This is a genomic window from Shewanella sp. SM55, from assembly GCF_025654025.1.
Lineage (GTDB): Bacteria > Pseudomonadota > Gammaproteobacteria > Enterobacterales > Shewanellaceae > Shewanella > Shewanella oncorhynchi.
Map to the genome: position 1 here is coordinate 133,813 of NZ_JAKKRS010000006.1, position 12,778 is coordinate 146,590.

Consider the following 12,778-nt stretch of genomic DNA (forward strand, 5'->3'; position numbering starts at 1 on the left):
GCCTGCTTCTTAATTGAAGCAGGCTTTATTTGGGGTAGTTTATAAAGAGTAACTTAACCCTAGGAAGTACTGTCTACCGAAGTATTGGATTGTTCCTGTCTGATGTTCTTCACCAAAATAGGTTTTGTTCGGTTCATCAGTTAAGTTATTAATTTGGAATAAGAACTTAAGTCCATTTTCCAGAGCGTATGAAGCTTGATAATCCACAATCGTTTCGGCATCGAAGAAAGCAAGTTGTGATTCAACTGCCACTTGTTCTGAAACATAGCTGCTACGATATCTCATGCTGACGCGAGTATCGAAACCGTCCAGAGTATAGAACAAGGTGGTGTTGAGTACGCTTTCTGATAAACCTGGTAATGGAATGGTTAAGTTTGAACCACTTAAATCTGTGGTAAATTCCACTTCACTGTCTGAATACGAGTAGCTGCCAGTGAAGCCAAGACCGCTGAGTGGCGATGGTAGGAAATCAAAGACTTGGGTATAACCTAACTCAACACCACGAATGTAGCCGCCATTGTCGTTGTTGATCGCAGTTTGATATTGACCTTCATCTTTCACTACTGGGAATTCAACACCATTATCGATAATAGTATCGGGGACGATAAATCCATTACCTTCAAAATCAAATGGTTGGATTGTAAAGTTGTTGATAAAGGATTTAATATCTTTGTAGAACAAGGCTACGACAACCGCACCTTCAGAATCTTCAAAATAGTGCTCGTAAGATAAGTCGTATTGATCTGCATAAAACGGATCGAGTAGAGGACTGGTGTTACCCCAAGCATTGTATTTTTTGTATCCCGGTGTAGCAGAATCGTCATACCAAGATCCCATGCCTGACTTTAGCTTGTCGATTGGAGGACGTGACATCACAGAGGCTGCAGCAAAGCGCAGTTGATCATTTTCAGTGAGGTGGAAAGTTAAATTGAGTGACGGTAAATAATCGGTATAGGTTTTACCTATCTCGTTACGGATATAATCGGTACTGACCACGCCAAGTTCATCAGTAATCGCTTCACCTAGACCATAGCCAACTTGTTGTAGACCTTTACTGCTTTGATCTGTTTGAACAATACGCACGCCCACGTTACCCGTGACTTTCATATCGCCTAAGTCAAACTCGAGATTACCTTGGACATAGCCAGCTAATACATCTTCATTGACCGAACCGCTTTGGATCATGGTCCAGTTATTAGACCAATTTGCAGTTGGGGTGAAAGGGGATTGTCCTGTTGCCGCTAACTGCGCGTTAACCAGCTCAATGGCTTTGTTAAAATCAACGGAAAGGAAGTTAGGGTAACCAGATAATTCACCGCCAAAGTTGACGACATTTGTCATGTCAGTGTTCATTTGAAGCACGGGCTGGTTAGTTGGGTTTTTACCAAATTCAAAACCATAACCCGCTTGTGAACGTTGCGCATTAAACTCACGTTCTGAGTAGCGCAGACCAAAATCAACTGAAGTTAAGAAACCAGAATCTAATGCATAGTTAAAGTCTAACTTGTAGGCGACAAGATCATTTTGTTGATCGTATGGCCACATACCCACTTCTTTTAAACCCAAGGTCGCGGTATTGGTATAGTCGTTTGAAAAACTGACATCGGCTGGGCTTAAACCATGTAGTTGATAATTAATTGATTCGGCTGAGCGTACTTCATTACCTATATCATCATATAAAACTGCACGAGTGCCGCCGTTGACGAACTCACCATCGGCTTTTGAATAGCTCACATCACCTGCGACAGTTAATGCGCCGCCATTGTTCCACTCAATATTGACTGAGCCTGATGTCAGTTCTGAATATTTTGAGTCGTTATCATTGATAACAAAAACGGCAAAGTTATCAGTACCATCAGTTGATACCGTTCCGCCTGTCATAGAACCATTTTCGACAACCGCATCACTAATAGTACCGTTTTTTAATGACTTAACGCGAAAGCCTCGGGCAAAGTTTTCGGAAGTGAATTTTGAATGGAATAAATCACTTTTTATACTGAGATTGTCTGTTGGTTGCCAATGGATAGCCGCCATATAACCATCACGTGTATCATCACCGCCTTTTTGCTGTAACTCAAAACCTTCACTGATTGATTCGGCAGCACCGTCGCCATTGACATCTTTTTTATCGTCGTTGAAACGTAAACCAATGAATTGACTGGCAACATAAGGTTGGTACAAATGGGCATAGCCTAGCGCCACACCGAGTGTATCTTCAAGGAATTTGCCTTGATAGGCAAAGCTAAGACGGTTGCCATATTGATCGGCATCGGAAATCTCATCCGCTCTGTCATTAAAACTGCCGCGAGCATTGATATTAAATGATTGGTCTTTGTCGCTTTTTAAGGGATCTGCGGTTTTTAATTCTACCGTACCGGCGACGCCACCTTCAATCAGCGAGGCTTTTGGTGTTTTATAGACGGCGGCTTGACTAATTAATTCGGATGGATATTGGTCAAACTCAATCGCGCGTTTACCGCCCGTTGTCACTTGTTCGTGTCCATTAAGCGTTGCAAAGACGAAATCACCATCAAGACCTCGAATATTGAGGCCGCTTGCTTGTCCACCAGTGCGCACTGCAGTCACGCCTGGTAAGCGAGTCAGTGCATCAGCGATTGACTGATCGGGAAGGGCGCCAAGATCATCTGCTGAAATCGATTCAGAGACGGTATCTCCAAAGCGTTTATCATTTAGTGATTTGATGACACTGGTTCTAAAGCCTTTAACTTCAATAACCTCAATAGCAGCTTCTTTTGCTTTTGCTTCCTTATCTGTGGTCACTTCATCTGCCGCATAGGAGTGCATACTGGCACCTGCGGCGATGAGCGCTAAGGTTAGCAAACTGGGTTTAAATCGCATCATATCTCTCTTCCCCTTGGAGTCGCTTTATCGCTTTGTAGAGCGTTTTATCGTTATCACCGCGTTATGTTTGCGGCCTTTTTTTGGTATATGGGCGCTTAATTGACTGCATAAGTGCTGCGTTTATGACCAAATTGTTATGCAACGGTGAAGATACTACTCCCGAGTTTCTTAGCTGAACAACAGAGTGCATACGTATTCAATACCTAGCAGAGTTAAGAATAGACTGTGATAGAGGGTGAACTCAGGGAATAAAATGATTTTATTTTGCAATCAAGTGACTGTTAATAAAGAGTAAATTTCATTGTGATGTCATGTGACTATTGGCTGCATCTTCTGCATACGTATGCAGGTGTATTGAACCTTATTTCCCTCTTCACGTATGCTCGGTAACACAAAAGAAGCCGCGATGACTTTACTCTGCAGTAACAAAACGATAACTGTTTGCTTGAGTGTGTCAGGGAAAGTTCGCTGTAGAATAATGATAAAAGGGGCAACAATGAGTGAGTTAACGTGGTGGCGTGGTGCAGTGATTTACCAAATTTATCCGCGTAGCCTTTTAGATACTAATGGTGACGGCGTCGGGGATTTACGCGGCATTATCATAAAGCTGGATTACATTGCGAGTCTCAATGTCGATGCCATCTGGATTTCACCTTTCTTTAAATCTCCTATGGCAGATTTTGGCTACGACATCAGTGATTACCGCGAAGTTGACCCTCTTTTTGGCACTATGCATGATTTCGATGAATTGATTGAAAAAGCCCACGGTTTAGGTATTAAGGTCATTATTGATCAAGTATTAAGTCATACCTCGGACCAACATGCGTGGTTTATTGAGAGCCGCGAGAACCGTTCGAATCCCAAGGCGGATTGGTATGTGTGGGCCGATCCTAAGGAAGACGGTACAGCGCCTAACAACTGGCTCGCGATTTTTGGCGGTTGTGCTTGGGAGTGGGAACCGCGCAGACAGCAATACTATTTACATAACTTCCTGCGTAGTCAGCCCGATATTAATTTCCATCATCCCGAAGTGCGCCAAGCTGTGCTGGATAACGTTGAATTTTGGCTTAAAAAGGGGGTAGATGGCTTCCGCTTAGATGCCATTACCTTCTGTTATCACGATGAACTGCTCAGGGATAATCCGCCAAAGCCTAAGGATAAACGTCAGGGCCGTGGTTTCAGTGAAGATAACCCTTACGCTTATCAATACCATTACTACAATAATGACCGTCCGCAAACCATCGCTTTTATTGAAGATTTACGAAAGCTCATCAATCGCTATCCAGGAGCGGTGACCTTAGGCGAAGTCTCTGCCGAAGATTCTTTGGCTGTAATGGCTGCCTACACTAAGGGCGAAGATCGCCTGCATATGGCATACAGTTTTGAGTTGCTTACTGATGATTACAGCGCAAGTTATATTCGCCAAACCGTAGAGGCTTTGGAAGCGAGCATAGGTGATGGCTGGCCATGTTGGGCTATCGGCAATCATGATGTGCAGCGTGTAGCGAGTCGTTGGGGGCAAGGTAAGCTGAATTCAGACATGGTCAAAATGCTCAATGCCATGCTAAGTTCGCTGCGCGGCAGTATATGTAGTTATCAAGGTGAAGAACTCGGTCTAACCGAGGCGCCAATTGAATACCATGAGCTGCAAGATCCCTTTGGCAAAACATTTTGGCCTATGTTTAAGGGGCGTGATGGTTGCCGTACGCCAATGCCGTGGCAGCAAGGCGCTGACTTTATTGGCTTTAGTGATGTTTCTCCTTGGCTGCCAATTCCACCTGCGCACCAAGCGTTAGCTGTGGATGTACAAGAATCTGATGCTGATTCTATGCTCAATGGTTATCGACGTTTTCTGGCTTGGCGTAAGTTACACCCAGTGTTAGTTGAAGGTGATATTAAATTTGTTGATACAAAGGAGCCCATTTTGGCCTTTGTTCGCACCTTAGGCGATATAAAAGTGCTCGTGGGATTCAATTTAGGTGATACCGAGGTCGAGTTTGATTTCTCTGCATTTGAAATCAGTGAGTCGCTGACGGGACATGGCCTTAAAACCGCACAAATAGAACACAATCAGCTGAAGTTTTCGGCATTTACCAGCTTTTATGCAGTGTTAAAGTGAAAATGATTCATTTTTATTCGGTTGAAGTGTTATAGATACGGGATCCCAAGCCCACAGTTTGATATAAACCCGCCCACGGGCACCATGGGGAATGTAACCTTAATTAGTTCCTGATAATAAAAACATACAGAGAGAATAACTATGGCGTCATCAATTAATACCGGTAGCTACACGAGCAGCACTGGCGAAAATGGGTCGGGCAGTTATCGTTTTGCCTTGATCTCATTGACTTCACTGTTTTTTATGTGGGGTTTTATCACCTGCTTGAACGATATTCTGATCCCGCATCTTAAAGCGGTGTTTTCACTGAATTATACTCAAGCCATGTTGATCCAGTTTTGTTTCTTCGGTGCTTATTTTCTAGTCTCAATCCCTGCGGGTAACTTAGTGAAAAAGCTGGGTTATCAAAAGGGAATTGTTACTGGTCTCGTGATTGCAAGTATTGGTTGTGCGCTGTTTTATCCTGCGGCGGCCCTCGCTACTTACAACTTGTTCCTCGGTGCATTATTTGTTTTGGCATCCGGCATCACAATCCTGCAAGTGGCAGCTAATCCTTATGTCAATGCCTTAGGCAGTAGCGAAACTGCGTCGAGTCGTTTGAACTTAACGCAAGCGTTCAACGCCTTAGGCACAACGGTTGCACCGTTTTTTGGTGCTATGTTAATTCTTTCTGTTGCCAGTTCAGTATCAGGCGATTTAGCCCAAGCGAGCGCTGAAGCAGAAGTGGTTAAACTGCCATACCTGTTACTTTCTGGCGCCTTGGCAATTTTAGCGCTGATTTTTGCGAAGTTAGATTTACCTGTGATCCGTGAGCATGATGAAAGTGTTCAAGGTGAAGTTCAGACCCATCTAGGTAAAACCAGTGCCTTACAAAGCAAGCACTTAGTGCTCGGCGCTGTGGGTATTTTCGTGTATGTCGGCGCAGAAGTGTCTATCGGTAGCTTTTTAGTTAGCTTCTTAGGTGAAAGCCATATAGCGGGTATGCCAGAAGCCGAAGCCGCCCATTACATCGCCTATTATTGGGGCGGCGCTATGGTGGGACGTTTCATTGGCTCTGTGGTGATGCAAAAAGTACCAGCAGGCTCAGTGCTTGCATTTAATGCTTTTATGGCGGCGCTACTTGTGATTGCAGCGATGACAACCAGTGGCAGCATTGCCATGTGGGCAATCCTTGGGGTGGGGTTATTTAACTCGATTATGTTCCCAACGATCTTCAGCTTAGCACTTCGTGATTTAGGTCCACACACTTCACAGGGCAGTGGCATTCTGTGTTTGGCGATTGTGGGCGGCGCGATTTTGCCTTTATTCCAAGGCATGTTAGCGGATAATCTTGGCGTGCAACTCGCCTTTATTCTGCCCGTGATTTGTTATGGCTTTATCCTGTTCTACGGGGCTAAAGGCTCAAAAATGTAATGGGTTAAACTGACTGTGGCAAAAAAGCGATCTTAGGATCGCTTTTTTTTATGGCTTTAACCTTAACTCGGCGCCAGCGCGCTTGCGTATTAAGGCCTGACCTCCTATGATCCTCCGGTTTTATCATTCATGGTGACCTTTTAAATGTTGAATTCTCCGCTTTCTGCCAGCTCGAACGAATTAGTGATCAGTATCTTAACTATGGTGCTGAGCCAAGGAAAACCCTTAGATCGGGCCTATTCTCAGCATTTTTCTGGGTTGCAATTAGTACCCGCCGAGCAGGCGCGTATCGCATTAACGACGGGTGATATCCTACGTCGTTTAAATTTATATTGTTATCTGGCGGAAATTAGTCCAGATGAGATGGAGCGTTTTGGCTCTAAATTGCTTAATGCCTGGCATTTATTTCACGGGCTTGAACTGCCTAAAATGCAATATTCGCTGCAAGTTGATGAGGTGCGTTTAGCTGAGCGTATCGAGCAAGCGAAAACTAAGCCGGTGTTGTGGGACGGTTGCCCTGAGTGGCTCGATGTTATGGGCCGTGAGCAACTAGGTGAGTCTTGGGAAAAAGAGCGCGCCGCGTTAAGTACAGCGCCGAAACGTTTTTTACGCGCTAATAGCCTTAAGGTGACTCGTGATGAACTGGCCGCTAAGCTTGCCGCTGAGTTTGTGAGCACGCTCTGTGTTGATGGGGTCGATTCCGCCCTTGAAGTGACCTCCGATTCAGCCTTGTTCCGTACACAAAGCTTTAAAGATGGCTTATTCGAGCAGCAGGATGCGGGCTCTCAGCGCGTGGCGGCGGCGCTTGATGCTAAACCTGGCATGAAAGTGATCGACGCTTGCGCGGGTGCGGGTGGTAAAACTTTACACATAGCTGCGCAAATGCAGGGTAAAGGACGCTTGTTGGCCATGGATGTGGAGCAATGGAAACTCGACAAACTTAAGGAACGAGCGCGTCGTAATGGGGCACACAATGTCGAAACCCGTGTTATCGCCAGCAGTAAAACCATTAAACGCTTAAAGCTCAGTGCCGATAGAGTATTGCTTGATGTGCCTTGCTCTGGTTTGGGTGTATTAAAGCGTAATCCCGATGCAAAATGGCGTGATACCGTAGAGCGTTTACCCGTGTTAATGGAACTGCAAAAACACATTTTGAGCAGTTACAGCCGCATGGTCAAAGTCGGTGGCATAGTCGTCTATGCGACTTGCTCTATCTTTCCTTGCGAGAACCGCGGTCAAGTGGATGCGTTTTTAGCCGAGAACCCCAACTTTCGCCTGATTGAGGATGAAAGTATCAGCCCAGCCGATAGCGGCTTTGATGGCTTTTACCTTGCCAAACTTGAACGTATTCAAGAATAAAGCATTGCTTTTTAGACTAAAGTAAACCTTTTACCGCGTAGGTAAAGGGTTTACTTAATTAACATTAGTGCCTAGAATTTCTTATAAGTTATAAATATTTAACATTGTTAATCAGTATTTATATTGCAACTTTGCTCTTAAGGAAATTATGGCGTACGGCGTTAACCTTCCAGATCTGCTCGATCATGCAGACGTTAAACTCGCCCACAATGTCAGCATAGCTTGTTATAGCAGTATTCTTTCTATGCTGCTCAATGGCGCACCGCTACATGAAATCTTGCACGCCTTAGTCTTAAAAATCGAAGCTCAAAAAGTAGGAACCAGAGGGTCTGTGTTGCTGCTCAGTGCTGACGGTAAACGTCTGTTATTAGGTGCCGCCCCCAATTTACCCGACAGTTACAATCAAGCCATTAATGGTGTCGAAATTGGCCCCAATGTGGGTTCTTGTGGCACGGCAGCCTATTATGCGCAGCGTGTCATCGTTGAAGATATCGCTCAACATCCTTACTGGGTTAATTATAAAGAACTGCCATTACGTGCAGGTCTTAAATCTTGTTGGTCAGAACCTATCAAAGATACTCATGGTAAAGTGCTAGGCACATTTGCCATGTATTATGACACGATAAAATCCCCAACAGAGCAGGATTTAGAGCTCATTTCTGAGGCGGCAAGACTGGCGAGTTTAGCCATTGAACGCAGTCGTGCAATGGAATTTCAGCATTTAGCTGTGAAAATTTTTGACCGTTTACCCCTTGCTCTGGTTATTTCCAATTCTGACGATGCAGTTCTCTATGCTAATCCTGCTTTCAGACATATAGTTATCCCTCAAGATACTGATATCGCTAACTTTCATCCTAAGATTTTTTTAGCATCATCCCAATCTAATGAATTAGTGGGGTTATTTGAGCATTTAGCTCAGGACAGAATGTGGCAGGGTGAGTTGGTGGGTCTTAGGGGAAATGGCGAGGAGTTTTATCTTGACCTTATCGTCACGACCTTCCGAGAATCCAATGGTCAGCAACCCTGTTTTGCATGGCTATTTTCAGACATTAGTGAACGTAAGAAAGCGGCGCAGCTGATTAAGTATCAGGCCAATAATGACTCTCTTACCGGACTTGCTAACCGCAATGCGTTATTCAAGCAGATCCAAGCGTTAATTACCTCCGACAGTTTGACTCCCGGCTTTAGTTTTATGTTGATGGATTTAGATAACTTTAAGCAAGTTAACGACACCCATGGCCATGACAAAGGTGATGCACTGTTAGTGCAAGTGGTTAAACAGATCAGCGAGTGTGTCGATGACACTATGGTGTTTGCACGCTTAGGAGGGGATGAGTTTGCCTTGCTATTACCTGGGGTTGTTAACCAGAAAGAATTGGCACAAATTGCAGATACAATTAACAAAAATGTGGCAAAACATTATGTGCTAGCCGATGGAAAAGGCGTTTATAGCTCGGTAAGTATAGGGATTGCCCGTTTTCCTGAAGATGCCCTCGATCTTGAACAGTTGTTAAATTGTGCCGATCAGGCCATGTATATTTCTAAGGCAAATGGTCGCAATCGATATCATTTTTTTACTGAACAAATGCAGCTAAATGCCGAGCGTGTTGCTAGCCTTCATAATCAGCTTAAGCAGGCATTAGATCAGCATACCTTCGAGCTTTATTACCAACCCATAGTCAATGCGACCACAGGCTTGATTGTCCGTGCTGAAGTGCTGCTGCGCTGGCAGCATGAGGGAACGTTTATTCCACCCGATGAATTTATTCCCATCGCTGAGAATAGTGGTTTAATCGTTGATATTGGTCGAGATGTTCGCCTTGGTGCTATGCAGACTATTTTAGAAATGCAGGAACGAAATTGGCCCATTAATTTATCGGTGAATGTCTCGACTTTTGAGTTTTGGTCCCATGAACTACAAGATGCCTTTGTGGAATCCTTTGCTGCGATTACCGAGCAACTTGAGGTGACAGATTTCCCTTATGACAGATTAACCCTTGAGATCACTGAATCTTTATTGATGAAGCAGCATACGTATCTTATTGATGTACTTAATGGTTTGCGAGTTAAAGGGATTAAAATCTCCTTAGATGATTTTGGGACGGGTTACTCATCTCTATCTTATTTAGCTAATTTTCCTATCGATCAAATTAAAATCGATAAGAGCTTTATCGACAGATTAGATGAAGGCAAACGTCACGAAGCGTTGGTGGAGGCCATAGTGCGTTTAAGCCATGCGTTAGATTTAACTGTGACGGCAGAAGGGGTAGAAACTGAGTCCCAGCTTAAATTTGTAATGGCGAATCATATTCAAGAAATTCAAGGATATTTATTTTATAAGCCTATGCCCAAAGCTGCATTCTTTGCCCTGTTGGCAAAGCAAGCTGAGCTGCATAAGGGTTTTGACGTTTGACCTAGATGTTTGACCTAGATGTGAGGGCGGCTTAATCAGTGACAGTCTGATTTTGATATTGGGTTTAGATGTAAGGTAATAATTCAAGTTTTAGATATAAAACATTGAAAAATAATAAATAAAAAGAGCGCCGAGGCGCTCTTTTTATTACTGAAAACAGGTGCTGCACTGAGTCTCTGAGTTTACATTGAGTCAGGTGGCGAGCGCTAAGATTTAGCGGTTATCTGGCTGTTAATCACTAGACTCAAGTATTCAGTAAAGTCATGACCGTGATTTTGCAGCATTTTGGGGAACATAGAAATCGGCGTAGAACCTGGGAAGGTATTGATTTCATTTAGTAAAATTTCATTATCCGCGGTTAAGAAAAAGTCGATGCGCGACAGGTGACGCAATTTCATACCTTTAAATGCTTTGATTGCATAGGCGCGGATTTGTTCACTGATCTCAGCTGACACATTCTGTGCCACCACATCGGTGCGTGCTTTACTGTTTTTGGCGTATTTCTCATCGAAGGTGTAGAAGGTGTTGGTATCACAGATGATTTCACCTGGTACTGTCGCCACCACTTCACCGTTGTACTCGTATACTGCGACTTCTAATTCACGGGCTTTAATGGTTTTTTCAACGATAACATAGGGCGCATAGCCGAAAGCATCTTTAAGCACGCCAGCGACTTTATCGCTGTCATCGACTTTATAACAACCAACAGAGGAACCCTGTGAGGCCGCTTTGACGAAGATGGATCCCCATAGTGCTAATGCGGCTTGGGTTTGCTCTATTGCTGCATCATCGAATTGGTTTAGAAAAATATACGGAGTATTCGGAATACCTAAGGCCGAGAACCACATTTTAGCGGTGATCTTATTAAAGCAGTTACTGCTAGCCTCGGACTCACAGCCAAAATAGGGCAGTTGGATTAGGTTAAAATAGGATTGAATGTCACCTGTTTCGCCGGGATAGCCATGAATGCAGGGAATGACGTAATCGACCGGCCATGGGGCTTTGCTCTCATCGCGGAAGCGAATTTCACGGCTATTGGTCAGTTCACAATCATCACCCGCAGCGGTGCGGTATTGACCAAATTTATCCAGTTCGACTCGCAAGACGGAAAACTGCTCGGATTTTGCCAGTGAGGTTTCAAAATAGTTGGCCGACATGAGTGAAATATCGTGTTCGGCACTTCCGCCGCCGCACAGCAAAAGCAGGTTGATCTTAGACATTGTGGGTGATTCCTCAAAGTGAGCAAAATCGGATGACATCGGCCTGTGGCAATACGAATATCATCCTATAGTACAGCCGCTGTCATCTTAGTTTTCTTGCCCCTATGAGTGCAAGGTTTTGCTGACTGATGGCTATTAAGTGGTGAATTTTAACGCATTACATCGCATTGCAAATATGGGGTTGTGCCTTTGTCGGGTTTATTTTGATTTTTGTGGCGTGAGATGGCAATGTCGTTGGACTATTGCTTCGTCACCGTCATCTAAACTGTGCAACCCAGTACGAGTGACATTGACTTTAGGCAGATTACAACATGGTATCTCATGGTGAATAAAAACATTCGGTTAGCCCGCTTACAGGATACAGATAGTGTGCAGGTATTACTTGAGCAACTCGGTTATTCTTTGTCCCATGCCGCTTTAGCCCAGACGTTAAGCCAATATCAGCATGATTCTCTGCGCCGCAGTGATGAATTACTGGTGTATGAGCAACATAATGCGCAGGGTGACCTGCAAGTTGTCGCTGTGATGGCCTTAATGTTCTTTGATTATTTCCCCGCCTTGAGTCGTATCTGTCGTATAACCGCAATTGTGGTGGATGCCGACATGCGGGGTCAGGGCGTTGGCTCTCAGTTGATTGCCTTTGCGAAAAAGAGGGGAAAGCAAGAGAATTGCCAGTTACTCGAACTCACTACATCGATGCAGCGCATTGCCACACAGCAATACTATGAAAGTATAGGGTTTACCAAAACATCTTTTCGCTACAGCTTAGTTTTGAGCGAACCAAACGGCTAATTCTTGGCTCGAGCGAGCATAATCAGATCCGTTGTCCTTGTGCCTTCGGGTACCGGAAAAACGTTGCGGGTGACATTGATAATTTCAAATTGATTTTAGCAACTGATATTGCCTGGCCCACCACCGATATTCAGTCATGCGAATTTGTACATTAATACCAAAGCTCAGAGTAAATAGTTCAGATCAAAACAGATGTTTAGCCCTAAGTTATAGGCATGATTTTTATGTAAATTCACCATTAACTCGACATCCATTAGTTGCGCTAAGGTCACTGGTCTCGCTTCCCAGCGCGGTGCGTGGCCAGCATCATTACAGTGTGCTAGGTATAAACGTCGCGTACTTTGATGTATGCCAAAATACGTCATATTACAACGCTGGCTAATCGTTAAATAGGGCTCAAAGTCGAGTGCATATACCTGCATGTCTTTAAATTCTGACCACTGGATATAGCGGGTTTTTTCATAATAACGCTTAGGTAAAGCGGCACCTGGTGCTATGGCGTCAAACAAGGCAATAACGGCTTGTAGATCCTTAAGTGTAATAATGTCCTTTTTAATCAATGTTTAAATCCTTAGTTTCATGGTTAGAGTAAATCTAAAA

Annotated in this window: 8 protein-coding genes; 5 read left to right on the forward strand and 3 right to left on the reverse strand. The window is 44.1% G+C overall.

Annotation, left to right across the window (positions count from 1 at the left end; all coding sequences use genetic code 11):
- Window positions 1-39: 39 nt before the first annotated feature.
- The gene (locus L5L91_RS09965; protein ID WP_263236337.1) at window positions 40-2,862 is read right to left on the reverse strand and encodes a TonB-dependent receptor; all 2,823 of its coding nucleotides are present in this window, start codon (window positions 2,860-2,862) and stop codon (window positions 40-42) included.
- 496 nt (window positions 2,863-3,358) lie between these two features.
- Here L5L91_RS09965 and L5L91_RS09970 point away from each other — a divergent pair, with 496 nt between their 5' ends.
- The 4 genes from L5L91_RS09970 to L5L91_RS09985 all read left to right on the forward strand — a co-directional run bounded on the left by L5L91_RS09970 (window position 3,359) and on the right by L5L91_RS09985 (window position 10,166).
- Window positions 3,359-4,981 carry an alpha-glucosidase family protein gene (locus tag L5L91_RS09970; protein ID WP_263236338.1) on the forward strand — a complete coding sequence of 541 codons (1,623 nt, stop codon included), beginning with the start codon at window positions 3,359-3,361 and terminating at the stop codon, window positions 4,979-4,981.
- Window positions 4,982-5,122: 141 nt separating this feature from the next.
- A complete protein-coding gene (locus L5L91_RS09975; protein ID WP_263236341.1) occupies window positions 5,123-6,394 on the forward strand; it encodes a sugar MFS transporter in 1,272 nt (423 codons plus the stop codon).
- Window positions 6,395-6,538: 144 nt separating this feature from the next.
- Window positions 6,539-7,753 (forward strand): RsmB/NOP family class I SAM-dependent RNA methyltransferase, encoded by a 1,215-nt coding sequence (locus L5L91_RS09980; protein ID WP_173245073.1) that lies wholly within the window; start codon window positions 6,539-6,541, stop codon window positions 7,751-7,753.
- 148 nt (window positions 7,754-7,901) lie between these two features.
- The gene (locus L5L91_RS09985; RefSeq protein ID WP_131524970.1) at window positions 7,902-10,166 is read left to right on the forward strand and encodes an EAL domain-containing protein; all 2,265 of its coding nucleotides are present in this window, start codon (window positions 7,902-7,904) and stop codon (window positions 10,164-10,166) included.
- Window positions 10,167-10,372: 206 nt separating this feature from the next.
- Here the strand turns inward: L5L91_RS09985 and L5L91_RS09990 are convergent, their stop codons facing one another.
- Window positions 10,373-11,386 (reverse strand): D-alanine--D-alanine ligase, encoded by a 1,014-nt coding sequence (locus tag L5L91_RS09990; RefSeq protein ID WP_263236344.1) that lies wholly within the window; start codon window positions 11,384-11,386, stop codon window positions 10,373-10,375.
- 321 nt (window positions 11,387-11,707) lie between these two features.
- Between L5L91_RS09990 and L5L91_RS09995 the strand changes: the two genes are divergently transcribed.
- Window positions 11,708-12,178 (forward strand): GNAT family N-acetyltransferase, encoded by a 471-nt coding sequence (locus L5L91_RS09995; protein WP_263236348.1) that lies wholly within the window; start codon window positions 11,708-11,710, stop codon window positions 12,176-12,178.
- A 164-nt stretch (window positions 12,179-12,342) separates the two neighbouring features.
- On the opposite strand, the gene L5L91_RS10000 is transcribed toward L5L91_RS09995, so the two are convergent.
- The gene (locus tag L5L91_RS10000) at window positions 12,343-12,738 is read right to left on the reverse strand and encodes a hypothetical protein (RefSeq protein WP_263236349.1); all 396 of its coding nucleotides are present in this window, start codon (window positions 12,736-12,738) and stop codon (window positions 12,343-12,345) included.
- Between the last annotated feature and the right edge of the window lie 40 nt (window positions 12,739-12,778).